This is a genomic window from Pseudomonas wuhanensis (genome assembly GCF_030687395.1).
Taxonomy (GTDB): domain Bacteria; phylum Pseudomonadota; class Gammaproteobacteria; order Pseudomonadales; family Pseudomonadaceae; genus Aquipseudomonas; species Aquipseudomonas wuhanensis.
In genome coordinates, this window is sequence record NZ_CP117430.1 from 659,691 (window position 1) to 685,524 (window position 25,834).

General features: G+C 58.8%; 26 protein-coding genes and 1 pseudogene. 16 read left to right on the forward strand and 11 right to left on the reverse strand.

Annotation, left to right across the window (positions count from 1 at the left end):
- Positions 1 to 16 precede the first annotated feature (16 nt).
- From PSH88_RS03005 to trpE, 7 genes are all read left to right on the forward strand, one after another.
- A complete protein-coding gene (locus PSH88_RS03005; RefSeq protein ID WP_305424880.1) occupies positions 17 to 1,060 on the forward strand; it encodes an ABC transporter substrate-binding protein in 1,044 nt (347 codons plus the stop codon).
- A 198-nt stretch (positions 1,061 to 1,258) separates the two neighbouring features.
- Positions 1,259 to 2,506 (forward strand): ABC transporter permease, encoded by a 1,248-nt coding sequence (locus PSH88_RS03010; RefSeq protein ID WP_305424882.1) that lies wholly within the window; start codon positions 1,259 to 1,261, stop codon positions 2,504 to 2,506.
- A gap of 12 nt (positions 2,507 to 2,518) precedes the next feature.
- Entirely contained in the window at positions 2,519 to 3,343 is an 825-nt protein-coding gene (locus PSH88_RS03015; protein WP_095052684.1) for an ABC transporter permease, read from the forward strand.
- A gap of 220 nt (positions 3,344 to 3,563) precedes the next feature.
- Positions 3,564 to 4,712: an iron-containing alcohol dehydrogenase gene (locus PSH88_RS03020; protein WP_305424883.1), complete on the forward strand. Its 1,149-nt coding sequence runs from the start codon at positions 3,564 to 3,566 to the stop codon at positions 4,710 to 4,712.
- Positions 4,713 to 4,798: 86 nt separating this feature from the next.
- On the forward strand, positions 4,799 to 5,473 hold the full coding sequence (gene rpe / locus PSH88_RS03025; RefSeq protein WP_007941649.1) for a ribulose-phosphate 3-epimerase: 675 nt from the start codon (positions 4,799 to 4,801) through the stop codon (positions 5,471 to 5,473).
- Positions 5,470 to 6,288 carry a phosphoglycolate phosphatase gene (locus PSH88_RS03030; protein ID WP_305424884.1) on the forward strand — a complete coding sequence of 273 codons (819 nt, stop codon included), beginning with the start codon at positions 5,470 to 5,472 and terminating at the stop codon, positions 6,286 to 6,288. The genes rpe and PSH88_RS03030 overlap by 4 nt, the downstream gene beginning before the upstream one ends.
- 70 nt (positions 6,289 to 6,358) lie before the next feature.
- Positions 6,359 to 7,840, forward strand: a complete 1,482-nt coding sequence (trpE, locus tag PSH88_RS03035) for an anthranilate synthase component I (RefSeq protein ID WP_305424885.1) — start codon at positions 6,359 to 6,361, stop codon at positions 7,838 to 7,840.
- Positions 7,841 to 8,011: 171 nt separating this feature from the next.
- Here the strand turns inward: trpE and estP are convergent, their stop codons facing one another.
- Both estP and PSH88_RS03045 read right to left on the reverse strand, forming a co-directional pair.
- A complete protein-coding gene (gene estP, locus PSH88_RS03040; RefSeq protein WP_305424886.1) occupies positions 8,012 to 9,919 on the reverse strand; it encodes an esterase EstP in 1,908 nt (635 codons plus the stop codon).
- A complete protein-coding gene (locus PSH88_RS03045) occupies positions 9,916 to 10,278 on the reverse strand; it encodes a hypothetical protein (protein WP_305424887.1) in 363 nt (120 codons plus the stop codon). The genes estP and PSH88_RS03045 overlap by 4 nt, the downstream gene beginning before the upstream one ends.
- Before the next feature lie 47 nt (positions 10,279 to 10,325).
- On the opposite strand from PSH88_RS03045, the gene PSH88_RS03050 reads away from it, so the two are divergent.
- The 4 genes from PSH88_RS03050 (at position 10,326) to PSH88_RS03065 (ending at position 13,611) form a co-directional block, all read left to right on the forward strand.
- On the forward strand, positions 10,326 to 10,919 hold the full coding sequence (locus tag PSH88_RS03050) for an aminodeoxychorismate/anthranilate synthase component II (RefSeq protein WP_305424888.1): 594 nt from the start codon (positions 10,326 to 10,328) through the stop codon (positions 10,917 to 10,919).
- A gap of 9 nt (positions 10,920 to 10,928) precedes the next feature.
- Positions 10,929 to 11,978, forward strand: a complete 1,050-nt coding sequence (gene trpD, locus PSH88_RS03055; protein WP_007906883.1) for an anthranilate phosphoribosyltransferase — start codon at positions 10,929 to 10,931, stop codon at positions 11,976 to 11,978.
- Entirely contained in the window at positions 11,975 to 12,811 is an 837-nt protein-coding gene (gene trpC / locus PSH88_RS03060; RefSeq protein ID WP_305424889.1) for an indole-3-glycerol phosphate synthase TrpC, read from the forward strand. The genes trpD and trpC overlap by 4 nt, the downstream gene beginning before the upstream one ends.
- Positions 12,812 to 12,909: 98 nt before the next feature.
- Positions 12,910 to 13,611 (forward strand): lipoate--protein ligase family protein, encoded by a 702-nt coding sequence (locus PSH88_RS03065; RefSeq protein WP_305424890.1) that lies wholly within the window; start codon positions 12,910 to 12,912, stop codon positions 13,609 to 13,611.
- 10 nt (positions 13,612 to 13,621) lie between these two features.
- On the opposite strand, the gene crp is transcribed toward PSH88_RS03065, so the two are convergent.
- Positions 13,622 to 14,266, reverse strand: a complete 645-nt coding sequence (gene crp, locus PSH88_RS03070) for a cAMP-activated global transcriptional regulator CRP (protein WP_305424891.1) — start codon at positions 14,264 to 14,266, stop codon at positions 13,622 to 13,624.
- A 249-nt stretch (positions 14,267 to 14,515) separates the two neighbouring features.
- On the opposite strand from crp, the gene PSH88_RS03075 reads away from it, so the two are divergent.
- Positions 14,516 to 14,938 carry an OsmC family protein gene (locus PSH88_RS03075; RefSeq protein WP_003176451.1) on the forward strand — a complete coding sequence of 141 codons (423 nt, stop codon included), beginning with the start codon at positions 14,516 to 14,518 and terminating at the stop codon, positions 14,936 to 14,938.
- Between the two features lie 22 nt (positions 14,939 to 14,960).
- Positions 14,961 to 15,225 (forward strand): annotated as a pseudogene (locus PSH88_RS03080) (adenosylmethionine decarboxylase); the annotation flags it as partial.
- A 99-nt stretch (positions 15,226 to 15,324) separates the two neighbouring features.
- Here PSH88_RS03080 and coq7 read toward each other — a convergent pair.
- The 6 genes from coq7 to hemJ all read right to left on the reverse strand — a co-directional run bounded on the left by coq7 (position 15,325) and on the right by hemJ (position 19,930).
- A complete protein-coding gene (coq7, locus tag PSH88_RS03085; RefSeq protein ID WP_305424892.1) occupies positions 15,325 to 15,972 on the reverse strand; it encodes a 2-polyprenyl-3-methyl-6-methoxy-1,4-benzoquinone monooxygenase in 648 nt (215 codons plus the stop codon).
- A gap of 182 nt (positions 15,973 to 16,154) precedes the next feature.
- Positions 16,155 to 16,493, reverse strand: coding sequence for a histidine triad nucleotide-binding protein (locus PSH88_RS03090; protein WP_007906873.1), 339 nt, complete (start codon positions 16,491 to 16,493; stop codon positions 16,155 to 16,157).
- A gap of 81 nt (positions 16,494 to 16,574) precedes the next feature.
- Complete coding sequence (locus PSH88_RS03095; protein WP_305424893.1) at positions 16,575 to 17,363, reverse strand: SDR family NAD(P)-dependent oxidoreductase; 789 nt, start codon at positions 17,361 to 17,363, stop codon at positions 16,575 to 16,577.
- Positions 17,364 to 17,425: 62 nt separating this feature from the next.
- Positions 17,426 to 18,403, reverse strand: coding sequence for a DUF805 domain-containing protein (locus PSH88_RS03100; protein WP_305426934.1), 978 nt, complete (start codon positions 18,401 to 18,403; stop codon positions 17,426 to 17,428).
- 93 nt (positions 18,404 to 18,496) lie between these two features.
- Entirely contained in the window at positions 18,497 to 19,465 is a 969-nt protein-coding gene (locus PSH88_RS03105; protein ID WP_305483465.1) for an NAD(P)H-dependent flavin oxidoreductase, read from the reverse strand.
- A gap of 33 nt (positions 19,466 to 19,498) precedes the next feature.
- Positions 19,499 to 19,930: a protoporphyrinogen oxidase HemJ gene (hemJ, locus tag PSH88_RS03110; protein WP_305424895.1), complete on the reverse strand. Its 432-nt coding sequence runs from the start codon at positions 19,928 to 19,930 to the stop codon at positions 19,499 to 19,501.
- Positions 19,931 to 20,065: 135 nt separating this feature from the next.
- Between hemJ and argC the strand changes: the two genes are divergently transcribed.
- Both argC and erpA read left to right on the forward strand, forming a co-directional pair.
- The gene (argC, locus tag PSH88_RS03115) at positions 20,066 to 21,100 is read left to right on the forward strand and encodes an N-acetyl-gamma-glutamyl-phosphate reductase (protein WP_305424897.1); all 1,035 of its coding nucleotides are present in this window, start codon (positions 20,066 to 20,068) and stop codon (positions 21,098 to 21,100) included.
- A 168-nt stretch (positions 21,101 to 21,268) separates the two neighbouring features.
- Positions 21,269 to 21,619: an iron-sulfur cluster insertion protein ErpA gene (gene erpA / locus PSH88_RS03120; protein ID WP_007906865.1), complete on the forward strand. Its 351-nt coding sequence runs from the start codon at positions 21,269 to 21,271 to the stop codon at positions 21,617 to 21,619.
- A 69-nt stretch (positions 21,620 to 21,688) separates the two neighbouring features.
- On the opposite strand, the gene PSH88_RS03125 is transcribed toward erpA, so the two are convergent.
- Positions 21,689 to 22,780: an anhydro-N-acetylmuramic acid kinase gene (locus tag PSH88_RS03125; protein ID WP_305424898.1), complete on the reverse strand. Its 1,092-nt coding sequence runs from the start codon at positions 22,778 to 22,780 to the stop codon at positions 21,689 to 21,691.
- A 3-nt stretch (positions 22,781 to 22,783) separates the two neighbouring features.
- Complete coding sequence (locus PSH88_RS03130) at positions 22,784 to 24,214, reverse strand: peptidoglycan DD-metalloendopeptidase family protein (protein WP_305424899.1); 1,431 nt, start codon at positions 24,212 to 24,214, stop codon at positions 22,784 to 22,786.
- Positions 24,215 to 24,424: 210 nt separating this feature from the next.
- Here PSH88_RS03130 and tyrS point away from each other — a divergent pair, with 210 nt between their 5' ends.
- Positions 24,425 to 25,624: a tyrosine--tRNA ligase gene (gene tyrS, locus PSH88_RS03135; RefSeq protein WP_305483466.1), complete on the forward strand. Its 1,200-nt coding sequence runs from the start codon at positions 24,425 to 24,427 to the stop codon at positions 25,622 to 25,624.
- Positions 25,625 to 25,834 lie beyond the last annotated feature (210 nt).

A 25,834-nucleotide genomic window follows, 5' to 3' on the forward strand; every position in this document is an offset into this window, starting at 1 on the left:
AGTTGGAGAACAATAAATGTTGAGATCCCTGAAATTCACCGCTTTGGTCATGGGCATGATCGGCGCGGCACACGCAATGGCGGCGGGCCCGGACCTGACCGTGGTGTCCTTTGGCGGGGCGAACAAGGCGGCGCAGGTCAAGGCCTTCTACGCACCGTGGGAAGCAGCGGGCAACGGCAAAATCATCGCTGGCGAGTACAACGGCGAGATGGCCAAGGTCAAAGCCATGGTCGACACCAAGAGCGTGTCCTGGGACCTGGTGGAAGTTGAATCGCCAGAACTGTCCCGTGGTTGCGACGAAGACATGTTCGAGCAACTCGACCCTGCGCTGTTCGGCAAGACCGAAGACTATGTCAAAGGCGCTATCCAGCCATGCGGCGTGGGTTTCTTCGTGTGGTCGACCGTGCTGGCCTACAACGCCGACAAGCTGAAAACCGCTCCGACCAGCTGGGTGGATTTCTGGGACACCAAGAAATTCCCGGGCAAACGCGGCCTGCGTAAAGGCGCCAAGTACACCTTGGAATTCGCTTTGATGGCCGATGGCGTTGCACCGAAAGACGTCTACAAAGTGCTGGCCGGCAAAGACGGTCAGGACCGTGCGTTCAAGAAACTTGATGAGCTCAAACCAAGCATTCAGTGGTGGGAAGCCGGCGCACAACCGCCGCAATACCTCGCCTCCGGTGACGTGGTCATGAGCTCGGCCTACAACGGCCGGATCGCGGCGGTACAGAAAGAAAGCAACCTGAAAGTGGTGTGGAACGGCGGTATCTACGACTTCGACGCATGGGCGATTCCAAAAGGCCTGGATAAAACCCGCGCTGAAGCGGCGAAGAAATTCATCGCGTTCTCGGTGGCTCCGCAGCAGCAGAAGACCTACTCGGAAAACATCGCTTACGGCCCGGCCAATACCCAAGCCGTGCCGTTGTTGTCCAAGGATGTCCTGAAAGACATGCCGACCACCCCGGAAAACATCGCCAATCAGGTGCAGATCGACGTCAGCTTCTGGGCTGACAACGGCGAGCAACTGGAGCAGCGCTTCAATTCCTGGGCTGCCAAGTAACCACGCCACACGGGACGACGGTTCACCGGATGATCGTTCCCACGCTCTGCGTGGGAATGCCGCCCGGGACGCTCCGCGTCCCTGTGACGCAGAGCGTCACTGGATGCGTTTCCACGCAGAGCGTGGGAACGATCAGCACCAAAAGTTCGAGGCGGCGTTTGCCACCTTTGCAATGATCAAAGATTTCCGGAGTACGCCATGGCTATCGCCGTTCCCGTGAACGCGGGCACTGACCCCACCTTGAAGCAGCGGCTCAAGCACGCCGAGCGGATCAACCGCTGGAAAGCTCAAGCCTTGATCGCGCCGTTGGTGCTGTTTCTGTTGCTGGTGTTCCTGGTGCCGATCGTGGCGCTGCTCTTCAAAAGCGTCGGTAACCCGGAAGTGGTCGGCACCATGCCGCGCACCGTGGCAGCCATCGCCAGTTGGGATGGCCGAGGCCTGCCGGCAGAGCCTGTGTACAAGGCCGCCAGCGAAGACCTCGCCGAAGCCCGCAAGAATCAGACCTTGGGCGACTTGTCCAAGCGCTTGAACATGGAGTTGGCCGGCTACCGCAGCCTGCTGACCAAAACCGCACGCGCCTTACCGTTCGCCACCGAACCGGCCTCCTATAAAGAAGCGCTGGAAGGCCTCGACGAGCGCTGGGGTGATCCGGCCTATTGGCAGGTCGTGCGTCGCAACACCAGTAACATTACGCCTTATTACCTGCTGGCGGCTGTCGATCACCGTATCGACGACCTGGGGGAAGTTGCCCCGGCCACCCCCGATCAGGCGATCTACCTCGATATCTTCGCCCGCACCTTCTGGATGGGCCTGATCATCACCCTGATCTGCCTGGTGCTGGCCTACCCGCTGGCCTACCTGCTGGCGAACCTGCCATCGCGGCAAAGCAACCTGTTGATGATTCTGGTGCTGTTGCCGTTCTGGACCTCGATTCTGGTGCGAGTCGCCGCGTGGATCGTGTTGCTGCAATCGGGCGGCTTGATCAACAGTGGCCTGATGGCCATGGGCATTATCGATAAGCCGCTGGAGCTGGTGTTCAACCGCACCGGGGTCTACATCTCGATGGTGCACATCCTGCTGCCGTTCATGATTCTTCCGATCTACAGCGTGATGAAAGGCATCTCACCGACTTACATGCGCGCGGCGATTTCCCTCGGCTGCCACCCGTTCGCCAGTTTCTGGCGGGTGTATTTCCCGCAGACCTATGCCGGTGTCGGCGCCGGTTGCCTGTTGGTGTTCATCCTCGCCATCGGCTACTACATCACCCCGGCATTGCTGGGCAGCCCGAACGATCAGATGGTCAGCTATTTCGTCGCCTTCTACACCAACACCAGCATCAACTGGGGCATGGCGACCGCGCTCGGTGGGCTGTTGCTGCTGGCGACCGTGGTGCTTTATCTGATTTACAGCTGGCTGGTGGGCGCCAGTCGCCTGCGCCTGAGCTAAGGGGAGAATGAAATGCTGAGTCCTTATATGTCGCCCATCGAACGGGTGTGGTTCTACAGCTTGCGGATTCTCTGCGGCTTGATTCTGTTGTTCCTGATCCTGCCGGTGCTGGTGATCATTCCGCTGTCGTTCAACTCGGGGAGTTTCCTGGTCTATCCGCTGCAGGGCTTTTCGCTGCACTGGTACCAGGATTTCTTCGCCTCGGCGGAATGGATGCGTTCGTTGAAGAACAGCATGATCGTGGCCCCGGCAGCGACGGTTCTGGCGATGATCTTCGGCACGCTGGCGGCGATCGGCCTGACCCGGGGTGATTTCCCGGGCAAACCGCTGGTGATGGCGCTGGTGATCTCGCCGATGGTGGTGCCGGTAGTGATCATTGGTGTGGCCAGTTACCTGACTTTTGCCCCATTGGGATTTGGCAACAGCTATATCTCGCTGATTGTGGTGCACGCCGTTTTGGGTGTGCCGTTTGTGATCATCACGGTATCGGCGACCTTGCAGGGGTTTAACCAGAACCTGGTGCGGGCCGCTGCAAGCCTGGGGGCTTCGCCGCTGACCGCGTTTCGTCGGGTGACCTTGCCGTTGATTGCGCCGGGTGTGATTTCCGGTGCGCTGTTTGCCTTTGCCACCTCATTCGATGAAGTGGTGGTGACGCTGTTCCTCGCCGGTCCCGAACAAGCGACCTTGCCTCGTCAGATGTTCAGCGGCATCCGCGAAAACCTCAGCCCGACGATTGCGGCTGCCGCGACACTGTTGATTGCGTTCTCGGTGATCCTGCTGCTGACGCTGGAATGGCTGCGTGGGCGCAGCGAGAAACTGCGTACTGCGCAGGTCTGAAGCCACAGGCGGAAAAAATGTGGGAGCGGGCTTGCCCGCGATGGCGTCATGACATTCAACATCCATGTTGACTGATACACCGTCATCGCGGGCAAGCCCGCTCCCACAGTGATCTAGAGTGTTTTCGGAATCGCGGGTCATTTGTTATCTGAATAGCAGACAAACCCCAATCCCCAGCTACTATTGTGCCCAGCTCCCCTATCTATAAGAGGCTGCGCACATGAGTCTTTCCTCTTTCAAAATTGCTCACAAACTGATCACTGGCGCAGGTGCCATCGAGCAACTGGCGGCAGAGCTCACACGCCTGGATGTCGACAACCCGCTGATCGTTACCGACGCTGCTCTGGTCAAGTCCGGCACGGTAGAGCTGGCGCTGGCGCAGCTGGGCGAGCGCAGTTACGAGATTTTCGACCGGGTGTTGCCGGACCCGGAAATCGCCATCGTCGAAGATTGCATGCGGGTTTACCGTGAAGGCGGGCATGACGGGCTGATCGGCCTGGGCGGTGGCAGTGCCATCGACATCGCCAAGAGTGTTGCAGCCTATGCCGGTTACCACGGCGAGCTGCAGGACTTGTTCGGCGTCGATCAGGTGCCGCGCAAAGGCCCACCGCTGATTGCCATCCCGACCACTGCCGGCACCGGTTCGGAAGTGACTAACGTTGCGATTCTTTCCGACAAGGTCGCGCAGTTGAAGAAGGGCATCGTCAGCGATTACCTGCTGCCTGACGTGGCGCTGGTCAGTCCGCAAATGACCCTGACCTGCCCGCGCAGTGTCACCGCCGCCAGTGGCGTCGATGCGCTGGCGCACGCCATCGAGTCCTATCTTTCGCTCAATGCCTCGCCAATCACCGATGCCCTGGCCATTGGCGCGATCAAACTGATTACCAAAGCGCTGCCCAAGGCCTACGCCAATCCATCCCATCTGCAAGCCCGCGAAGACATGGCCACCGCCAGCCTGATGGCCGGCATGGCGTTCGGCAATGCCGGGGTCGGCGCGGTGCATGCGTTGGCGTACCCACTGGGCGGGCGGTTCAATATTGCCCATGGCGTCAGCAATGCCTTGCTGCTGCCTTATGTCATGACCTGGAACAAGATGGCTTGCGTGGAGCGTATGCAGGATATTGCCGAAGCCATGGGGGTGAAGACTGCTCAGTTGAGCGCGAACGAAGCGGCGGACAAAGCCGTGGAGGCGATGACCGAGCTGTGCGCCGCGGTGGAAATCCCGTTGGGCCTGCGCAGTTTCGGGGTGTCCGAGGACGCGATCCCGGCCATGGCCGTTGAAGCCGCCGGCATCGAGCGCCTGATGCGCAATAATCCGCGCAAGCTGAGCACCGTCGATATCGAGAAGATCTACCGAGCGGCCTATTAATACCCAATCATCGCAGCACGGTGCGCGCGTCAAAGCATGAGGTATACAATGCGCGCCATCGTGATTCTGCTCAAAAAAGGTGCGTCATGCAGCCCTTCGTCATTGCTCCGTCGATTCTCTCCGCCGACTTCGCCCGCCTGGGCGAGGAAGTGGACAACGTCCTGGCCGCCGGCGCCGACTTCGTGCACTTCGATGTCATGGACAACCACTACGTGCCAAACCTGACCATCGGCCCGATGGTGTGCTCCGCGCTGCGCAAGTACGGCGTGACCGCGCCGATCGACGCACACCTGATGGTCAGCCCGGTGGACCGCATCGTCGGTGACTTCATCGAGGCCGGCGCGACCTACATCACCTTCCACCCGGAAGCCACGCTACACGTCGACCGTTCCCTGCAACTGATCCGTGAAGGCGGCTGCAAGGCAGGCCTGGTGTTCAACCCGGCGACCCCGCTGGACGTGCTCAAGTACGTGATGGACAAGGTCGACATGATCCTGCTGATGAGCGTCAACCCGGGCTTCGGCGGGCAAAAGTTCATTCCGGCCACCCTCGACAAGCTGCGTGAGGCACGAGCGCTGATCGATGCTTCCGGGCGTGACATTCGCCTGGAGATCGACGGCGGGGTGAACGTGAATAACATTCGTGAAATCGCGGCGGCGGGTGCTGACACCTTTGTCGCCGGTTCGGCGATCTTCAATGCGCCGAACTATCAGGAAGTGATTGAAAAAATGCGTTCCGAACTGGCGTTGGCTCGCCCATGAGCGGTTTTGAGCAGCTGTTCCCGGGGCGTCTGCCGCGGCTGGTGATGTTCGATCTGGATGGCACGCTGGTCGATTCGGTCCCTGACCTCGCAGCGGCCGTGGATAACATGCTGCTCAAACTCGGGCGTCAACCTGCCGGTATCGGATCGGTGCGGGAGTGGGTTGGCAACGGCGTGCACATGCTGGTGCGCCGGGCGTTGGCCAACCACATCGACGGCGAGGGTGTCGATGAGGTCGAGGCCGAGCATGCCCTGGAATTGTTCAACGGCTTTTATGAGGACGGTCACGAACTGACGGTGGTTTACCCCGGCGTGCGTGACACCCTCAAGTGGCTGAACAAACAAGGCGTCGAAATGGCGCTGATCACCAACAAGCCGGAGCGCTTCGTCGCGCCGCTGCTGGATCAGATGAAGATCGGCCGTTACTTCAAATGGATCATCGGTGGCGACACCTTGCCGAAGAAGAAACCGGACCCGGCCGCGCTGTTTTTCGTGATGAAAATGGCCAACATTCCGGCGTCGCAATCGTTGTTCGTCGGCGACTCGCGCAGCGATGTGCTGGCGGCGAAAGCGGCGGGGGTCAAATGCGTGGCCCTTAGTTATGGCTATAACCACGGTCGGCCGATTGCCGAAGAATCACCGGCGCTGGTGATCGATGATCTGCGCAAACTAATTCCCGGTTGCCTGGATCCGGCCGCTGAGATAACGTTGCCCGACGCTGTTCAATCCCCTCCTGGAAACGCCATCGTGGTGGTCACTCGCAAACTCTGGATGAAAGTCATCAAGGCCCTGGCCCGCTGGCGTTGGCGCGCCTGACTTGTTCCTGGCCGGCGTACCGGCGCGTTTGCACACCTGACCGTTAGACCCTCAAGCCACGAGGCACCTCATGATCCGCGAAGAATTCCTGCGTTTGGCCGCTGCCGGCTACAACCGCATCCCGCTTGCCTGCGAAACCCTGGCCGACTTCGACACGCCGCTGTCGATCTACCTGAAACTGGCCGACGAGCCGAACTCCTATCTGCTGGAGTCGGTGCAGGGCGGCGAGAAATGGGGCCGTTATTCGATTATCGGCCTGCCGTGCCGCACCGTACTGCGAGTTCACGATCATCACGTCAGCGTGACCCACGACGGCATCGAGATCGAAAGCCACGACGTTGAAGACCCACTGGCCTTCGTCGAAGCCTTCAAGGCGCGCTACAACGTGCCGACCATCGCCGGTCTGCCGCGCTTCAACGGCGGCCTGGTGGGCTACTTCGGTTATGACTGCGTGCGCTATGTGGAGAAGCGTCTGGGCAAATGCCCGAACCCGGATCCACTGGGTGTACCGGATATTCTGCTGATGGTGTCCGACGCCGTGGTGGTGTTCGACAACCTCGCCGGCAAGATGCACGCGATTGTCCTGGCCGATCCGTCGCAGGAAGACGCCTTCGAGCAAGGTCAGGCGCGTCTGCAAACGCTGCTGGAACAACTTCGCCAGCCAATCACTCCGCGTCGTGGCCTGGACTTCAGCAAACAGCAATCGGCTGATCCGGTGTTTCGCTCCAGCTTCACCCAGAACGATTACGAAAAAGCCGTCGACACCATCAAGGAGTACATCCTGGCTGGTGACTGCATGCAGGTTGTGCCGTCCCAGCGCATGTCGATCGACTTCAAGGCTGCGCCCATCGATTTGTACCGGGCGCTGCGCTGCTTCAACCCGACGCCTTATATGTACTTCTTCAACTTCGGCGACTTCCACGTCGTTGGCAGTTCGCCGGAAGTCCTGGTGCGGGTCGAAGACAACCTGATCACCGTGCGCCCGATTGCCGGCACCCGTCCGCGAGGGGCCAACGAAGAGGCTGACGTGGCGCTGGAAAAAGACCTGCTGTCGGATGACAAGGAAATCGCCGAGCACTTGATGTTGATCGATCTGGGCCGCAACGACACCGGTCGCGTCTCGGAGATCGGTTCGGTAAAACTCACCGAGAAGATGGTGATCGAGCGTTATTCCAACGTGATGCACATCGTGTCCAACGTTACCGGCCAATTGAAGGCCGGGCTGACGGCGATGGACGCACTGCGGGCGATCCTGCCGGCCGGCACACTGTCTGGCGCGCCGAAGATTCGCGCGATGGAAATCATCGACGAACTGGAACCGGTCAAGCGTGGCGTCTATGGCGGCGCGGTCGGTTACTTCGCCTGGAACGGCAACATGGACACCGCGATTGCGATCCGCACCGCCGTGATCAAGAACGGCGAACTGCACGTACAGGCCGGTGGCGGCATCGTCGCCGACTCGGTGCCGGCGCTGGAATGGGAAGAAACCCTGAACAAGCGTCGCGCCATGTTTCGTGCGGTGGCCCTGGCCGAGCAAACTCCGGATACCTGAGTTCACCGATAACCCTGTGGGAGCGGGCTTGCCCGCGATGGGGCCAGTACATTCAACATTGATGTTGTCTGTCAGTCCGCTATCGCGGGCAAGCCCGCTCCCACATGGATAGTGCTCATTTCAAAAAAACGCGGCGCCTGTAAGGCGGCCGCGTTTTTTATTGCCTGCGATTTAGAAGTCCAGCGCAACCCCAACGGTCAAACCTTGCTGGGTAAAGTCATCATCCTTGCGCAAGGTATAGCCGCCACGCAGCGCCAGGTCGGCGGTCAATTTGTGGCTGACCCCCAGGGTTAAGCGGTTGAGATGGCTTTGCGGTGTGTAGCCCTGAAGATTGAAGTCGAGGGACGGCAGGCTGTTGAGGGCAACATTCACTTTCTGGGTGTCGTCCTCGTATTCACGCTCGTGGGCATATTCGCCAAACACCTGGGTCTGACGGGTGAAGTTGTATTTGCCTTGCAAACCGACACCCAGGCGTTTCGAGTCTCGGGTCTGATCATCAAAGGTCAGCGCCGTGGAGCGGTTGCTGTTTTCCGAGTAGCCGTCGACTTCCACTTTGGCGTAATCGGCGCTGATGAACGGTGACAGGTGCCATTCGCTGCCCGGTTGGGCAATGTCATAGCCAAGGCGAGTACTGAAGGCCCAGAGATGGCCGTCGGTATCACCCTTTTCCGCGCCTTCGCTGACACCGAGGTCGAATTTGCGCTCTAGATTGTCGTAATCCAGCTTGCCACCGGTCAACGCGGCATCGGCCCACCAGCGATTCTGCTGGAACTGAGCGAAGGCGGTCGCCAGATAGCTATTGAGTTTGTAGTCCGAATCGTGACTACCTGCTTCCAGGTTCTGGCGATAGAAGCCTGCAGCCACACCGACGCGCCAGGCTTCATTGAGACGGTAGCTACCGCCAATATTCAGGTTGTAGCCGCTGCCGTCGGCGCTGGCGCCGCTGCTTTGGCTATCGATATCCAAATGCTGACCACCGCCGGCGACAATCGCGCGCCATTGGCCGACGGCCTGCCAGTTCTCCCAGTCGGATTGCCACTGGTTACGCAGTTCGTCCTGGTGCGCGCGTAAGGTGGCGTGGGCCATTTCTGGTAGCAGCGTCAGCTCCCAGGGTGCTGCCAGCAAGGAATAGGCGTAATCGGCTATCAGTTTTTGCCCGGTTTCGGTCGGGTGCACCCCATCGTTGTAGATCAGCTTGCTCGGATCCGGGGTGGCACTGTTGATGCCGTACACGGGGTTTTCCGTGCAATCGTTGCCGCTGAAGCAGGTAGCCGTCAGATTCTGGCCGACGGCAAGGCCGAAGCGCGCTGGGTCGGCGAAGGTTTCCTGCAACAGCAATGGAATGTTCAACGGGATGATTTCGGCATTGATCCCGGCGAGTCGGGTGACCAACTGCTGGTTGAAGGCGGCGCTCAGTTGTGAGGTAGCCGCCTGCAGGGGGGTGCCATTGATGGCGGGCGTCAAACCCAGGTCGGGCAGCAGCCATACCACGATGTACCGTGCGCCGGCGGTCTGCAAAACCTGGGCGCTGTCGGCCAGTCGATTCGCCGCGGCATTTGCCTGAGCACCACTTTGTACACGCCCCTGAAGAAAATCGTTACCACCTCCGGAAATGTAATACAGCGCATTCGGATCGGCGCTGAAGTTGTTTGTCGGCAGATAGCCCGAACGCGTGCGTTCACCCGTGGCGGATACGCTGGTGATCGAGGTGAGGATCTGGTCGGTGCGGTAACCTCCAGCGGCCCAGTTATTGCCATCCGGCAGGCCTTGGTTCGCACGCGCCGCCGAGGTTGAAGCGGCCGTCTGGTCCGGTGAAAACCCGAGCCTTTCACCTAGCAGTTGGGTCGAGTTGGCGGAATAGACTTCGCCGCTGCCGTTCTGGTAAACCGGCCCGGTCCGGTTGGTAAAGCGCAGGGTCGAACCGGGAGGGCCGCCCGTGTCGGTAAACTGCCCGGCATCGTTGAGGCTATCGCCGAAGACGATGAAATTCGAATAAGGGTTGGGCGCCGCGATCGCCTGGGTGCAGGCCATAGCGAGCAAGCAGCCGGCAAGCGGTACAGCCAACGTCTGTCTGATCATGAGCAAGTCCGTTTGTTATTGTTGTAGTGAGCAAAACGATAGTGCCAAAAACTATAGAGCCTGTTGCCGTTCGGCGCGAACCCGTCGATTGTTTCACGCGCTTCGATCGCCCCATATTGCACGCTCTGCCCAGCTAAGTTACTGTGCCAAGACGTATAGATGAGACCTTCCCCGTGTTGATCGTCAGCAAACTTCTGGATCAAGTCATCAAGGCACATGCCCGTTGGCGTTGGCGCGCCTGAATCCTTCTGCCGGCCCGGCCGGATCTTTACCGCTTTGCCTTCTTTACCCGCAAGACAAACCGCTTTGCAGCGCGACTCCAGCGACTGACAAAGTGCAGGACGTTGCGGGTAAATCATTCGAAGGCTGTATTCAAAGTCAGTAAATTCAAGAGGTTCTTAACGCCATGTTGCTGATGATCGATAACTACGACTCTTTTACTTACAACGTTGTGCAATACCTCGGTGAGCTCGGCTCCCAGGTCAAAGTCGTGCGCAACGATGAACTCACCATTGCCGAAATCGAAGCCCTCAACCCTGAGCGGATCGTCGTTTCACCCGGCCCTTGCACGCCGAACGAAGCAGGCGTGTCGATTGATGTGATCAAACATTTTGGCGGTAAATTGCCGATTCTCGGTGTTTGCCTGGGTCACCAGTCCATCGGCCAAGCCTTTGGCGGCGATGTGGTCCGTGCCCGTCAAGTCATGCACGGTAAGACTAGCCCGGTATTCCACGAGGACAAGGGGGTATTCGAAGGCCTGAATCGCCCGCTGACGGTCACCCGCTACCACTCGCTGATCGTCAAGCGTGAAACCCTGCCCGATTGCCTGGAGCTGACCGCCTGGACCCAGCTCGAAGACGGCTCGGTCGACGAGATTATGGGCTTGCGCCACAAGACGCTGAACATCGAGGGTGTGCAATTCCACCCTGAGTCTATCCTCACCGAACAGGGCCATGAGCTGTTCGCCAACTTCCTCAAACAAACCGGCGGCACGCGCTAAGGACTTTCCATGGATATCAAGACAGCCCTGAGCCGTATCGTCGGCCACCTCGACCTCAGTACCGATGAGATGCGCGATGTCATGCGCGAAATCATGACCGGGCAATGCACGGATGCGCAGATCGGCGCGTTCATGATGGCCATGCGCATGAAGAGCGAAAGCATCGATGAGATCGTCGGCGCCGTGACGGCGATGCGCGAATTGGCGGACAAAGTTGAACTCAATACCCTCGACGGCGTGGTCGATGTGGTCGGCACCGGCGGCGACGGTGCGAACATTTTCAACGTCTCCACGGCTTCCTCGTTCGTAGTCGCCGCAGCCGGTTGCACCGTAGCCAAGCACGGTAACCGTGCAGTGTCGGGCAAAAGCGGCAGCGCCGATTTGCTGGAAGCCGCGGGTATCTACCTGAACCTGACCCCGGTTCAGGTAGCGCGTTGCATCGACAACGTCGGTATCGGTTTCATGTTTGCCCAGACCCACCATAGCGCGATGAAGCACGCCGCCGGCCCGCGCCGCGAGCTGGGCTTGCGCACACTGTTCAACATGCTCGGCCCGCTTACGAATCCGGCCGGTGTGAAACATCAGGTGGTGGGTGTGTTCAGTCAGGCGTTGTGCCGGCCATTGGCCGAAGTTCTGCAGCGTCTGGGTAGCAAACACGTGCTGGTGGTGCATTCGAAGGATGGCCTGGACGAGTTCAGTCTGGCGGCACCGACCTTTGTGGCGGAATTGAAGAATGACCAGATCACCGAGTATTGGGTCGAACCCGAAGATCTGGGCATGAAGAGCCAGAGTCTGCACGGTCTGGCGGTGGAAAGCCCGGCAGCTTCCCTTGAGCTGATTCGCGATGCCTTGGGCAAGCGCAAGACCGAGAACGGTCAGAAAGCCGCCGAGATGATCGTGCTCAATGCCGGCGCCGCGCTGTACGCCGCCGACCATGCCAGCAGTTTGAAAGAAGGCGTTGCCCTGGCGCACGATGCGCTGCACACAGGCCTCGCTCGGGAAAAACTTGAGGAGTTGGGTGCATTTACCGCGGTATTCAAAGTGGAGAATGAGGGATGAGTGTACCGACGGTTCTGGAAAAAATTCTGGCCCGCAAAGTCCAGGAAGTCGCCGAGCGTAGCGCTCGTGTGAGCCTGGCAGAGCTGGAAAACCTGGCCAAGGCGGCCGATGCACCCCGTGGTTTCGCCAAGGCATTGATCGATCAGGCCAAGAAGAAACAGCCGGCGGTGATTGCTGAAATCAAGAAAGCTTCGCCAAGCAAGGGCGTGATTCGCGAGAACTTCGTGCCTGCGGACATTGCGAGGAGTTACGAAAAGGGCGGGGCGACTTGCCTGTCGGTGCTCACCGACATCGATTACTTCCAGGGTGCCGATGCGTATCTGCAACAGGCCCGGGCGGCGTGCAAGTTGCCGGTGATCCGCAAGGACTTCATGATCGATCCTTACCAGATCGTTGAATCCCGTGCCCTGGGCGCTGACTGCGTGCTGTTGATCGTCTCCGCACTGGACGACGTGAAAATGGCCGAGCTGGCGGCCGTGGCCAAAAGCGTCGGTCTCGATGTCCTAGTGGAAGTCCACGACGGCGACGAGCTGGAGCGGGCCTTGAAAACCCTCGACACGCCGCTGGTGGGCGTGAACAACCGCAACCTGCACACCTTCGACGTCAATCTGGAAACCACCCTCGACCTGTTGCCGCGTATCCCGCGCGATCGTCTGGTGATTACTGAAAGTGGCATTCTTAACCGGGCCGATGTCGAGCTGATGGAAATCAGCGACGTGTACGCATTCCTGGTCGGCGAGGCATTTATGCGCGCCGAAAGCCCGGGTGCCGAGCTGCAGCGCCTGTTCTTTCCCGAGCGTGGCGTTCCAGTGAGCGGTTCGACGCTCGACTGAAGACATCTTCGCAGGCAACCCGATCCCCTGTGGGAGCGGGCTTGCCCGCGAAGAGGCCATCAAGTACCCCAAAGACTTCATGTCTTACGGAGTCATCCATGCCCCAGCCAATTTCGCTGACCATCGAAGCCGGCCTGCTCGCCGAGCAGGATCTGCTGACCTCAGTCTGCGCTGGCGATTCAGAGTTCGCTCTGTTGTTCTGGCAACCCAGTGATCGGGCATTGGTCATGCCGCGCCGCTTGAATCGCTTGTCGGGTTTCGAAGCGGCGTGCGAGGTATCAGCGGCGGCGGGTTGGCCGGTATTATTGCGTGAAACCGGTGGTGAGCCGGTGCCGCAATCGGCATCCACCCTCAATATCGCGCTGGTCTATGCGCCACCGCGCAGCGAAGGTGACCTAAACCGTATCGAATCCGGTTACCGGCGTTTGTGCGATCCGATCTGTCAGTTGCTGGATGAGCTGGGCGGCACTTCGTCGCTTGGCGAAATCGACGGTGCGTTTTGCGATGGCCGCTTTAACGTCAATCTGGATGGGCGCAAGATGGTCGGCACTGCTCAGCGCTGGCGCCAGAGTCAGGGCGGTCAGCGTCCAGTGGGACTGGTGCATGGTGCAATGCTGCTGGATAACGAGCGCGAATCGATGGTCGCTGCGGTCAATCGCTTCAATGAAGCTTGCGGCCTGGAGCAACGGGTGCGTGCCGATAGCCACATCGGCCTGCATGAGAAGTTCACGGCGCCAGACGCGCTGACACGTCTCGACGGATTCTACCGGCAAATGCTGGCGCAGATGTTCGCCGCCTGAGTTTTCAAGCCTAGCGCGTACCGAAGACCACCATGGTCTTGCCTTTGACGTCGACCAGGTTGCGCTCTTCCAGATCCTTGAGCACGCGGCCGACCATCTCACGGGAACAACCGACAATCCGGCCGATTTCCTGACGGGTCACCTTGATCTGCATGCCGTCCGGGTGGGTCATGGCGTCAGGTTGCTTGCACAGCTCCAGCAGGCAGCGCGCCACGCGACCGGTCACGTCAAAGAATGCCAGATCGCCGACCTTGCGCGTGGTATTGCGCAGGCGTTGTGCGATTTGTCCGCTAAGCACGTAAAGAATGTCTGGATCCTGTTGGGACAGTTCGCGGAATTTCGCGTAGCTGATTTCCGCGACTTCGCATTCGACTTTGGCGCGCACCCAGGCGCTGCGCTCCTGTTCCAGCCCGGCTTGCTCAAACAGACCCAGTTCGCCGAAAAAATCCCCGGAGTTGAGGTAGGCGATGATCATTTCCCGGCCGTCGTCATCCTCAATCAGGATGGTCACCGAACCTCTGATGATGAAAAACAGTGTGTCCGAGCGGTCACCGGCACAAATGATGTTGCTCTTGGCGGCATAGCGACGGCGCTGGCAGTGCATCAACAGTTTGTCGAGGTTCTTGATTTTAGGTGTGGGGGTAATAGCAACCATGGTTGTATCCCGAAAAGACTGCACGGTGTGTTTGTTTTTTGTAGGAGCCGGCGAGGCCTGCGATCCTTTTTATTCGCTGCAAAGCTGGCTATGCGCCATTGGTTTGGCGCCAGCTTAACAGACACATTCCTTCAAGATTCGAGAATTTGCCTACGACGTAGATGGTTATGTCCCAGGAAGGCGAAACGCTGCCAATCAAGGGCCCTGTGCTAAGCTGGCGACCCTTTTTTAGACAGTGGAGTCTTGGCGATGAAGGCACGCATCCAATGGGCTGGCGAAGCCATGTTCCTCGGCGAATCCGGCAGCGGTCATGTCGTGGTCATGGACGGTCCGCCCGAAGCCGGCGGTCGTAACCTGGGTGTCCGGCCGATGGAAATGCTTCTGCTGGGTGTTGGCGGTTGCAGCAATTTTGATGTGGTCAGCATCCTCAAGAAGTCCCGTCAGGCCGTCGAAAGCTGCGAAGCCTTTCTCGAAGCCGAGCGTGCGACCGAAGATCCGAAGGTTTTCACCAAGATCCACATGCACTTCGTGGTCAAGGGCCGCGGGCTGAAAGAAGCCCAGGTCAAGCGCGCCATCGAGCTGTCGGCCGAGAAGTATTGCTCTGCCTCGATCATGCTCGGCGCGGCTGGCGTGGCGATTACCCACGACTACGAAATCATCGAACTCGGTTGAATCGACATTCAGCTGTCATGAACGCGATGTTGAAGGCAAGAAGCATTTCATCGACCACGAGATCAACTCGATCCAGAACTACTTGTCCGAAGACACCCGCGACGCGTACCAGATGACCGACGGTGAACCTGTTCCACACCAAAATGCTGTTGAAGCACTTCGAGCTGGATAACTACCTGTTCGGCGACGCCACCAGCAACCTGTCTTCTGAGCCGCGTGCCCAAGTGACTGCGCGTGTGAAACACGAAATGCTCGAAATCTTCTACGCGCGCAACTTGCCAAACTAAGATCTTCAAGTAAAAAAGGCGACTACCTTGCGGTAATCGCCTTTTTTATTGCTGCCTGTCAGACAGACCGTGCCATGGCACGGTCTGAAGACGCTTGCGTCAGATCCGATAAGTACTCTTCGTCATCACCTTGGCCAACAAACTCATCCCGAATTTCACTGGCGCCGGAAAACGAAATCCACCTGCATCCAGCGCACTTTCAGCATGATGCTCTTCATCGATGCGCATCTGCTCCAGGATCGCCCGGGACTTTTCGTCCTCGGCTGGCAGTTGCTCAAGGTGTTCGTTCAGGTGTTTGCAGACCTGATGCTCGGTGGCAGCAACGAAACCCAGGCTGACTTTGTCGCTGATCAGCCCGGCGACTGCGCCGATCCCGAACGACATGCCGTAGAACAGCGGATTGAGGATGCTGGTATGGCTGCCCAACTGATGAATGCGTTGTTCGCACCAGACCAGATGGTCGATTTCTTCTTCGGCGGCGTGCTCCATGGCGGCGCGCACTCTCGGCAGCTTGGCGGTCAGGGCCTGACCTTGGTATAGCGCCTGGGCGCAGACTTCGCCGGTATGGTTGATGCGCATCAAACCGGCGACGTGCCGGGTGTCCTCGTCGCTCATCTGCGCATCCGGCTGCACGATGGCAGGCGATGGACGGTAGGGCTGACCACTGAAGGGCAACAAAGTACGCATCGCGGCATCGGCTTGCAGCAGAAGACGGTCAATTGGCGAGTAGTGACGTTGGGTAGTCATGCTGACCTCCGGGAAGAATCTCGGCGGCCAGTTTAACCCAATCGGCCGGGGGAGGGTTTGCGCTGGGTCATTTGTGGTGGGAGCGACACCAACCTTGGAGCGAGGCTTGCCCGCGAAGGCGTCCTCAAGTGCGCCAAAAGCTTCGCGGGCAAGCCTCGCTCCTACAAGGGGAGGGCGGTGAATCAGCCCGGTGGCCAGTGCATCTGGCGTTGACCCAGCACGTGCATATGAATGTGATAGACGGTCTGCCCGCCCAATTCATTGCAGTTCATGACCACCCGGAAACCTTCTTCACAGCCCAATTCCAGAGCCAGACGCTGGGCCGTGAACAGAATATGTCCGGCCAAAGCCTTGTCGTCCTCGGTGAGGTCGTTAAGGGTGCGCACCGGTTTCTTCGGGACTACCAGGAAATGCACGGGGGCCTGTGGTGCGATGTCGTGGAAGGCCAGTACCTGGTCGTCCTCGTAAATGATCTTCGCCGGGATTTCCCGGTTGATGATCTTGGTGAACAGAGTATCCACAGCTGTTTTCTCCGTTGTTTGGGCTGGCCTGAGTGTAACCATGGGTTATGTCAGAGCCCAGCCTTTTGCCTTGAGGATTGATCAGCGCGGGCAATAGGCTTTGTTGACCATGCCTGCGATTGTCCGGGTCAGCCAGCGTGAGCCGAGCCGCGGCAGGAACGCGAACCAGCGATTCAGGCGACCGGGGATAATAATGGCGCGATTTTTCGCCAGCGCGCGCACGGTATAGAGCGCGACTTCTTCTGGACTCATTAGCAGTTTGCTCTCGACCAGTTTGTCGGTGTCCAGTTGCGCGGTGCGGAAAAACGCCGTGCGGGTCGGGCCGGGGCAGAGCACCGATACCTTGACCGCGCACTTTTTCAGTTCAACGCGCAAACCTTCGGAAAAATGCAGTACGTAAGCTTTGCTGGCGTAATAAGTGCTCATCCAGGGGCCGGGATGGAACGCCGCGACCGAGGCGACGTTCAGAATCTGTCCGCCGCCCTGCAAGGCCATGCTGTTGCCGATGGCATGGCACAAGCGAGTGAGGGCCAGGATGTTCACTTCGATCAGATCTTGCTCGGTCATCCAGTCCTGGGCCAGGAACGGGCCGCAGGTACCCATGCCGGCACAGTTGACCAGCAAATCTATCTGCCGGTCGCCTTCCTCCAGCTCCAGCAAAAAACCGGACAGCCTCAGCGGCTCGCCCAGGTCACAGGCACGAAACAACACTTCCACACCAAAACGTTGAGTCAGTTCAATCGCAATGCTTTCCAGCTGATCACGCTGTCGGGCCACCAGTATCAGGCTGCGGCCGCGCCGGGCCAGCGCTTCGGCCATCGCCAGGCCGATGCCGCTGGAAGCGCCAGTGATCAGAGCGTAACGGGTCATGCAGTTCTCCATCGCAACAGCTCCGCGCCGGCGACGCAGGTGTCACGGGCGGGGAGCGCTGTTCATTCTTTTGCAGAGTCTACAGGGGGCTCGGCTGCTTCGGCTGCATCATCGGATGAATTTGGCGCTTGTTCGGCCTCTTCGGCCGGCTCCACTTCAACTTCGTCGGTGATCATCGAGCTGCTTTGATAGGTGCTCTCGGTGGCGCTTTCGTACTCATCCTGAATCGCGGTGAGGCCTCCAGTCAGCCCGCCGACGAACATGATCGCGATAAACACCAGCCACAGCGAAGCCAGCACCCTGACCGCGTTGCTGTTGGGCGGTGGTGGTGCGCCATACCGGTTGGCCGTGTTGTTACCCGGCACAATCATTATTACAAACGGAAAAATGCTGCCCACGACCGGTACAAGGTTCAGCAGCCAGAGCCAGCCGGACCAGCCGATATCGTGCAGGCGCTGCACGCTGAACTGGATGCTGATGAAGGCGAGCACCACGACCAGGATAAAGGCGAGCAGGCCAGCGAGAATCAAGCCTGCAGTCGAGTCCGTGCTGATGAGCGCGAAGCCGAAAACAGCCAGCACGGCGCCAACGCCAAGCGTCACCAGCGTAAGAGCCATCGTCCAGGCGAGAAAGCGCAAGCGACCGATGCGGCCAACGAAACTGAATGCCTTGAGTGCAGAAAACTCCGGCAGTGCTTCGCCGACAGAGGCGCGGGGCGGTGCATAGGGAGAATCGGGATCTGCCGTGAAAGGTTGGCTGTTGGCAGGGGCGTGTTCGTGAACGTCGGACAGGTTCAGCTCGATCGAGGGTTCTGTTTCGATTCGGGCATCGATGCCGGTTTTCGTCAGTGCCTGAAGGTAAGTCTGCGCATCGGCGTGTGACAGGTCGCGCTTGAGTGCAACTGTCCGGCCACTGAACAGGCGCTCGATAGCCGCGACATCGCTTTTGAACAGCTCGGCGAGATTGAGCTTCGCGGTGGTGGCGTCAACACCTGGCTGCAGAGCGCCATCGAAGACGATCTTGAAACGGTTTTCGCTCATGGCCGAGGCATCCTTGTCGCGAGAGTTTGTAATAGGCGGAGTTGCAAGTATGGAGTGTAGGGCCAGCCGGATTGGGCTGGCCAAGTTTTTCTGTCAGCGCGGCCAGCGCTTGGGCAGCGCCGCCGCCAGTTCCAGCGCCTTGCGGTATTCGGCATCGAGACGTGCGATCAGTTGATCGACACTCGGCAGGTCATCGATTTCTCCGACGCCCTGGCCTGCGGACCACACGGTTTTCCAGGCTTTGGCTTCATCGCTCAACGGCTTGAGCTTGGAGCCGAAGTTCACCTCACCCTTGCCTTGCAGGGCTGCTATATCGAAACCGGCGGCCTCCAGGCTCCGACGCATAAAGCTTGCCGGTACTCCCGACACCGCTGGAGTATGGACGATGTCTGCGGCTCTGGAAGTCAGGAGCATCTCCTTATACGCGTCAGGTGCATGACTTTCCGTGGTACCGATAAATCGCGTACCGAAGTAGGCCAAATCCGCGCCGAGCAATTGCGCGGCAAGAATTTCATGGCCATGGTTCAGGCAGCCGGCCAGTAGCAGGGTCTTGTCGAAAAACTGGCGAATCTCGGCGATCAGCGAAAACGGGCTCCAGGTCCCGGCGTGACCCCCGGCGCCCGCAGCCACGGCGATCAAACCGTCCACGCCGGCCTCGGCGGCTTTTTCCGCGTGGCGACGGGTTGTCACGTCGTGAAACACCAGGCCGCCATAGCTGTGCACGGCGTCGACCAGTTCCTTCACGGCGCCGAGGCTGGTGATCACGATCGGTACTTTGTGCTCGATGCAGATCGCCAGATCCGCCTGCAATCGCGGGTTGCTGTTGTGGACGATCAGGTTCACCGCGTAAGGCGCGGGGTTTTCCAGTATCGCCAGTCCTGCTTCGATTTCTTCCAGCCAAGCCTTGAAACCGCTGCTCTCACGCTGGTTCAGCGCGGGAAAGCTGCCGACTACGCCATTACGGCAGCAGGCGAGCACCAGCTCAGGGTTGGAAATCAGGAACATCGGCGCTGCCACCACGGGCAGACGCAAACGTTGTTCGAGCAAAGCGGGCAGCGACATTGGAAGTACCCCGGGTGAATGATGCTTGTTGGATTAAAACGGCCGAACGACGACCAGAATTACGATAGCCAGCAATATCAGAACCGGCACTTCATTGAACCAGCGATAAAAGACATGGCTGCGGGTGTTTTCGCCACGGGCAAAACGTTTTACCTGTGCACCGCACATGTGGTGATAGCCGATCAGGATCACCACCAGGGTCAATTTGGCATGCATCCATGCACCTTGGGTAAAGTAGGCACTTGGGTTGAGACTGATCAGCCAGATGCCGAACACCAGGGTGGCGATCATCGCCGGGCCCATGATGCCCCGGTACAGCTTGCGCTCCATGAGACTGAAGCGTTCCTTGCTGACAGTGTCTTCGCTTTGGGCGTGATAGACGAACAGGCGCGGCAGGTAAAACAGGCCGGCAAACCAGCAGACCATGCTGATGATGTGAAGCGCTTTGAGCCACAGATAAAGCATTTTTAGTTATTCCCAGGTTCACGGTAGCGCAGATAGTAGGGGGTAGAGCCGCCGCACGTCACCTTGACGGTTGTCGCAGGGCCGCGGGGCCCCTATTATCGACGGCTTTCCAGTGGGTTCGTTGAGGGCAGGTTTATGGTCAAGGTCGGTATCGTCGGCGGCACGGGTTACACCGGTGTCGAACTGCTGCGTCTGTTGGCACAGCATCCGCAAGCTGAAGTGGTGGTGATCACTTCCCGATCCGAGGCCGGCCTGGCCGTGGCCGATATGTACCCGAACCTGCGAGGCCATTACGACGGCCTGGCTTTCAGCGTTCCGGACATCAAGACCCTCGGGGCCTGCGACGTGGTGTTCTTTGCCACACCGCACGGTGTCGCCCATGCCCTGGCGGGTGAATTGCTGGCTGCCGGGACCAAGGTCATCGACCTGTCGGCAGACTTCCGTCTGCAAGACGCCGATGAGTGGGCCAAATGGTACGGCCAGCCGCACGGTGCGCCGCAATTGCTGGAGGAAGCGGTCTACGGCCTGCCGGAAGTCAATCGCGAGCAAATCAAGCAAGCGCGTCTGATTGCTGTGCCGGGTTGCTACCCGACTGCCACGCAATTGGGTTTCCTGCCGTTACTTGAAGCTGGTCTGGCAGATACCACGCGTTTGATTGCAGACTGCAAATCCGGCGTCAGCGGCGCCGGTCGTGGTGCCTCGGTAGGTTCGCTGTACGCCGAGACGTCGGAAAGCATGAAGGCTTACGCCGTCAAAGGGCACCGTCACTTGCCGGAAATCCGCCAGGGCCTGCGTCGTGCAGCGGGCAAGGACGTTGGTCTGACCTTTGTTCCGCACCTGACGCCGATGATTCGCGGTATTCACTCGACGCTCTACGCAACTGTCGTGGACCGTTCGGTGGATCTGCAAGCACTGTTCGAAAAGCGCTATGCCAATGAGCCGTTCGTCGATGTGATGCCTGCCGGTAGCCATCCGGAAACCCGCAGCGTGCGCGGCGCCAACGTTTGCCGTATTGCCGTGCATCGTCCGCAGGATGGTGATCTGGTGGTGGTATTGTCGGTGATCGACAACCTGGTCAAAGGCGCGTCGGGTCAGGCGGTGCAGAACCTGAATATCCTGTTCGGCCTGGATGAGCGCTTGGGTCTTTCCCATGCGGGCATGCTGCCGTAAGGCTTTATCCCGCTCAGCAAAAAGGCCCGTCGAACGGGCCTTTTTGCATTCTGGTCTGACAATTGAGTTGATTGATATACCGTAACAATAGTTGACCGATTTTCTGGGAGAAGCGGATAATGCGCGTCATCACGCATTATGGCGGCGTAACGCCGGGAGATAGTCAGCATGAGCGTCGAATCCTTCACCCCCACGGCTTTGCAATTCACCCACGGTGCCGCGCACAAGGTGAAGAGCCTGGTCGATGAAGAGGGGAATGATCGCTTGAAGCTGCGCGTATTCGTTACGGGCGGCGGTTGTTCAGGGTTTCAGTACGGCTTCACCTTCGATGAAGAAGTGGCCGATGACGACACCATCGTCGAGCGCGAAGGCGTCAGCCTGGTGGTCGATCCGATGAGCTTCCAGTACCTGGCAGGTGCCGAAGTGGATTACCAGGAAGGTCTGGAAGGTTCGCGTTTCGTGATCAAGAACCCGAACGCTACCACCACGTGTGGCTGCGGCTCTTCGTTCTCGATCTGATCGCACCTTCACCGAATTACCAGGCGCCGCAGGGTCTCAGGACTCTGCGGCGTTTTGCTGTCTGGGGTTTCAGGCGGGGTAGATGGCGCCGAGTACGCGCAGGCCGCGGGCACCGGTGACACTTGGGCGGTTGGCCGCGATACCTTCCAGGCAGCAATGGGCCAGCCAGGCGAAGGCCATGGCTTCGACCCAGTCCGGGTCTACGCCATACGCAGCGGTGCTGCTGACTTTCGCGTTCGGCAACAGACCGGCCAAGCGTTTCATCAGCGTGGCGTTGTGTGCGCCGCCACCACAGACAAGCAGCTCTTCAGTATCTGATTGGGCGCTTTGCAATGACTCGACAATGGTCAGCGCAGTCAACTCAAGCAGCGTGGCCTGTACATCTTCGGCAGCGAAGGTTGGTAGCTGCGACAGATGCTGCATCAGCCACGGGAGATTGAACACTTCGCGGCCAGTGCTCTTCGGGCCTTGGGTTACAAAGAAAGGATCGCTGAGCAGCTCATTCAACAGAACCGGTTCAACTTTGCCACTGGCGGCCCATTGGCCGTCGCGATCGAAGTTGTCGCCGCGTTGTTGATGAATCCAGGCATCCAGCAGGACGTTCCCCGGGCCGCAGTCAAAACCCGCGACAGGTTTGCCGGGCTCGATCAGGCTGAGATTGCTGAATCCGCCGACGTTCAATACCGCACGGTTACCAGCCCGCTCCTCAAACAGGGCTTCATGGAAGGCTGGAACCAATGGCGCGCCTTGCCCGCCTGCGGCTACATCGCGGCTGCGAAAATCGCTGACTACGGTGATGCCGGTCAGCTCGGTGAGCAAAGCCGGGTTGCCGATTTGCACGGTGAACCCGCGCGCCGGCTCGTGGCGAATGGTCTGGCCGTGGCTGCCAATCGCGCGAATGTCGTCGGGTTTCAGATTTTGTTGGTCGAGGAGGGTGTGAATGCCCTGTGCGGCCAGTTTCACCCAGTTTTGCTGGGCAATGGCGGAGCGGGCAATCTCGTCCGGGCCGCTGGCGCACAAGCCAAGCAGATCGGCGCGCAGGGAGTCAGGCATAGGGATGTAATGGGTGGCGATCAGCTTGATCGCCGGGGTTTGCTCAATCAGCGCAATGTCCAGTCCATCAAGGCTGGTCCCGGACATCACACCTATATAGAGCGCCATGGCTTAGCGTTTACTCGAAGCCAGCTGGGTGGTTTTCTCTTGATCCATGCGCGCCATCAGCGGTTGGCTTTGCGCGAGGAAGCGTGAGCGTTCAGCTTTGGAGATCGGATCGGCCATCGCTACCTTCTGGCCCAGTGGATCGACGTGTACGCCATTGACCTGGAACTCGTAGTGCAAGTGCGGGCCGGTGGATAGGCCGGTGGTACCGATGTAGCCGATCACCTGACCTTGCTTGACGCTGCCACCAGTCTTGATGCCTTTGGCGAAGCCCTGCATATGACCGTACAGCGTGCGGTAGGTATTGCCGTGCTGGATGATCACGGTGTTGCCGTAACCGCCGCGACGACCCGCCAGCAATACTTTGCCGTCACCGGCAGCCTTGATCGGCGTACCGCGTGGGGCGGCGTAATCGACGCCCTTGTGGGCGCGGATCTTGTTCAGGATCGGGTGCTTGCGGCCCATGGAGAATTTCGAGCTGATGCGGGCGAAGTCTACCGGGGTACGGATAAACGCCTTGCGCATGCTATTGCCGTCAGCCGTGTAGTAGCTGCTGTTGCCTTGCTTGTTGGTGTAGCGCACCGCGGTGTAGGTCTTGCCACGGTTGGTGAAGCGTGCGGAGAGGATCGGGCCGTTGCCGACAGCTTTGCCGTTGACGACCTTCTGTTCATAGATCACATCGAACTCGTCACCTTGGCGAATATCCTGGGCGAAGTCGACGTCATAGCCGAACACACTGGCCATATCCATGGTCAGGCTGTGGGACAAACCGGCTCGGGCGGCGGATTGCGACAGCGAACTGTTAATCACGCCATGAACATAGGCGGAGCGAACGGTGGGCTTGGAGGTAATGCGGTTGAACGTATAACCCTTGTCATTCTTGGTCAGGCTGATGCTTTCCAGATCGCTGACTTTGCTGTGCAAGTTGGTCAGTTGGCCAGCCGGGCTCAGTTCGAACTCAAGCTTCTGGCCATGTTTGAGTTGGCTGAACTGCTTGGCCTGCTTGTCGCTGGCCAGTACTTCATGCACCGAAGCGGCTGGAAGGCCGACTTTTTCGAACAGCGTCGAGAGCGTGTCGCCTTTGCTAACGATCACTTCCTTATGGCCTGGCGCTTTCTTCTCTTCGACGACTGGTGCGGGAGCAGGGACGGGGGCGGCCTGGGCGGTTTCCTGAGTGTCTTCGGCGCTGTTTTCGATCTGCGCGAAGGGGGAGGCTGCCGGCTCATTTGTGGCCTGGATGGCGTCGGCGGCGTCTTGATCTTGTGTCAGTTGTTCTGCAGGGCTTTCCAGTTCAAGACTCAGGGTCGTCTTTTTGGCTTCAACATCACTGGAAGGGAATACCAGAAGCGCCAGGCTGAGAAGGGCGGCGATGCCACTTGCTGCGAGCAGGTGGGTCTTCGGGTAAAGCGGCGGCGCTTTAGACGGTTCTGTGGTCATAGGTAATTTTGACTTTGAAAAGATGAATTGGAAAAGATGAATGACATGATGAAGACGAAATAACTGTATAAAATATAACCAAATCATCTCTGAAGCAAGTCTGCGAACGCTCTGTCCGTGGATTGGCGTCCGTGCGCCGGGCAAAACTTGTATTTGGTGCGCGATCTTGTATGGTTGTTCCCCTTTGAATCTGAGCCTTGCGGGTCTGTTATGAAGTCGGTTGAAGAGCAGCTAGCGCTGATCAAACGTGGTGCAGAAGAACTGTTGGTCGAGTCCGAGCTGATCGAGAAACTCAAGCGTGGCCAGCCGCTGCGTATTAAGGCAGGCTTCGATCCGACCGCGCCGGATTTGCACCTGGGTCACACCGTGCTTATTAATAAGCTGCGCCAGTTCCAGGATCTGGGGCATCAGGTGATCTTCCTTATCGGTGACTTCACCGGGATGATTGGTGATCCGAGCGGCAAGAGCGCGACACGTCCTCCGCTGACCCGTGAGCAGGTTCTCGAGAATGCCGAGACCTACAAGACGCAGGTCTTCAAGATTCTTGATCCGGCCAAGACCGAAGTGGCGTTCAACTCCACCTGGATGGATCAGATGGGGCCGGCCGACTTCATTCGCCTGACTTCGCAATACACCGTGGCTCGCATGCTCGAGCGTGACGACTTCGACAAGCGCTACACCACCAATCAACCCATCGCCATTCATGAGTTCCTCTATCCGCTGGTTCAGGGTTATGACTCGGTCGCGTTGCGCGCGGATGTCGAGTTGGGCGGTACCGATCAGAAGTTCAATCTGCTGATGGGGCGTGAACTGCAACGTAGCTATGGTCAGGAGGCTCAATGCATTCTGACTATGCCGTTGCTCGAAGGTCTGGATGGCGTGAAGAAAATGTCCAAGTCGTTGGGCAACTACGTCGGTATCCAGGAAGCGCCGGGTGTCATGTACGGCAAGCTGGTTTCTATTCCAGATGTGCTGATGTGGCGTTACTTCGAACTGCTCAGCTTCCGTTCCATGGAAGAGATCAATGCTTTCCGGGCTGACGTCGAGGCGGGCGCGAATCCGCGTGACATCAAGATCAAGCTGGCCGAAGAGATCGTTGCGCGCTTCCATGGTGAAGAGGCGGCGGCCAATGCTCACCGTGCGGCGGGTAACCGTATGAAGGATGGTGAGCTGCCGGATGATCTGCCAGAGATCGAGTTGACTGCTGCTGAGGATATGCCGATCGCTGCCGTCCTTAATAAAGCAGGGCTGGTGAAGAACTCTGCCGTGGCGCGCGATCTTCTGGGCTCTGGTGGTGTGCGTATAGATGGTGAGGTTGTCGATCGCACCTTTATATACGTACTGGGCGCAACCCATGTTTGCCAGGCTGGGAAGAAGGCATTTGCGCGTATTACGCTCAAATCCGAATAAAGCTGAAATCAGGGGTTGACGGCAGATTCTGGAAGTCTATAATTCGCCCCACTTCCGGCGCAGTCGAAACGGAAAACTCCTTGGTAAACAAAGAGTTACGCGGTTTTCGGCAGTGGTTACGCTTCAGTTCATCGAAGCCAGAAGGAGTTGGTAGGGCAGTATGTTTTCGCCTTATCGACGGTTCGATCTTCTCGGTCGAAAGCGGAGAAA

What these genes read in the sequence shown, in the direction of transcription:
- PSH88_RS03005 (WP_305424880.1), top strand. Translation starts at nt 17, where the DNA reads ATGTTGAGATCCCTGAAATTCACCGCTTTGGTCATGGGCATGATCGGC.
- PSH88_RS03010 (WP_305424882.1), top strand. Translation starts at nt 1,259, where the DNA reads ATGGCTATCGCCGTTCCCGTGAACGCGGGCACTGACCCCACCTTGAAG.
- PSH88_RS03015 (WP_095052684.1), top strand. Translation starts at nt 2,519, where the DNA reads ATGCTGAGTCCTTATATGTCGCCCATCGAACGGGTGTGGTTCTACAGC.
- PSH88_RS03020 (WP_305424883.1), top strand. Translation starts at nt 3,564, where the DNA reads ATGAGTCTTTCCTCTTTCAAAATTGCTCACAAACTGATCACTGGCGCA.
- rpe (WP_007941649.1), top strand. Translation starts at nt 4,799, where the DNA reads ATGCAGCCCTTCGTCATTGCTCCGTCGATTCTCTCCGCCGACTTCGCC.
- PSH88_RS03030 (WP_305424884.1), top strand. Translation starts at nt 5,470, where the DNA reads ATGAGCGGTTTTGAGCAGCTGTTCCCGGGGCGTCTGCCGCGGCTGGTG.
- trpE (WP_305424885.1), top strand. Translation starts at nt 6,359, where the DNA reads ATGATCCGCGAAGAATTCCTGCGTTTGGCCGCTGCCGGCTACAACCGC.
- estP (WP_305424886.1), bottom strand. Translation starts at nt 9,919, where the DNA reads ATGATCAGACAGACGTTGGCTGTACCGCTTGCCGGCTGCTTGCTCGCT.
- PSH88_RS03045 (WP_305424887.1), bottom strand. Translation starts at nt 10,278, where the DNA reads ATGATTTACCCGCAACGTCCTGCACTTTGTCAGTCGCTGGAGTCGCGC.
- PSH88_RS03050 (WP_305424888.1), top strand. Translation starts at nt 10,326, where the DNA reads ATGTTGCTGATGATCGATAACTACGACTCTTTTACTTACAACGTTGTG.
- trpD (WP_007906883.1), top strand. Translation starts at nt 10,929, where the DNA reads ATGGATATCAAGACAGCCCTGAGCCGTATCGTCGGCCACCTCGACCTC.
- trpC (WP_305424889.1), top strand. Translation starts at nt 11,975, where the DNA reads ATGAGTGTACCGACGGTTCTGGAAAAAATTCTGGCCCGCAAAGTCCAG.
- PSH88_RS03065 (WP_305424890.1), top strand. Translation starts at nt 12,910, where the DNA reads ATGCCCCAGCCAATTTCGCTGACCATCGAAGCCGGCCTGCTCGCCGAG.
- crp (WP_305424891.1), bottom strand. Translation starts at nt 14,266, where the DNA reads ATGGTTGCTATTACCCCCACACCTAAAATCAAGAACCTCGACAAACTG.
- PSH88_RS03075 (WP_003176451.1), top strand. Translation starts at nt 14,516, where the DNA reads ATGAAGGCACGCATCCAATGGGCTGGCGAAGCCATGTTCCTCGGCGAA.
- coq7 (WP_305424892.1), bottom strand. Translation starts at nt 15,972, where the DNA reads ATGACTACCCAACGTCACTACTCGCCAATTGACCGTCTTCTGCTGCAA.
- PSH88_RS03095 (WP_305424893.1), bottom strand. Translation starts at nt 17,363, where the DNA reads ATGACCCGTTACGCTCTGATCACTGGCGCTTCCAGCGGCATCGGCCTG.
- PSH88_RS03100 (WP_305426934.1), bottom strand. Translation starts at nt 18,403, where the DNA reads ATGAGCGAAAACCGTTTCAAGATCGTCTTCGATGGCGCTCTGCAGCCA.
- PSH88_RS03105 (WP_305483465.1), bottom strand. Translation starts at nt 19,465, where the DNA reads ATGTCGCTGCCCGCTTTGCTCGAACAACGTTTGCGTCTGCCCGTGGTG.
- hemJ (WP_305424895.1), bottom strand. Translation starts at nt 19,930, where the DNA reads ATGCTTTATCTGTGGCTCAAAGCGCTTCACATCATCAGCATGGTCTGC.
- argC (WP_305424897.1), top strand. Translation starts at nt 20,066, where the DNA reads ATGGTCAAGGTCGGTATCGTCGGCGGCACGGGTTACACCGGTGTCGAA.
- erpA (WP_007906865.1), top strand. Translation starts at nt 21,269, where the DNA reads ATGAGCGTCGAATCCTTCACCCCCACGGCTTTGCAATTCACCCACGGT.
- PSH88_RS03125 (WP_305424898.1), bottom strand. Translation starts at nt 22,780, where the DNA reads ATGGCGCTCTATATAGGTGTGATGTCCGGGACCAGCCTTGATGGACTG.
- PSH88_RS03130 (WP_305424899.1), bottom strand. Translation starts at nt 24,214, where the DNA reads ATGACCACAGAACCGTCTAAAGCGCCGCCGCTTTACCCGAAGACCCAC.
- tyrS (WP_305483466.1), top strand. Translation starts at nt 24,425, where the DNA reads ATGAAGTCGGTTGAAGAGCAGCTAGCGCTGATCAAACGTGGTGCAGAA.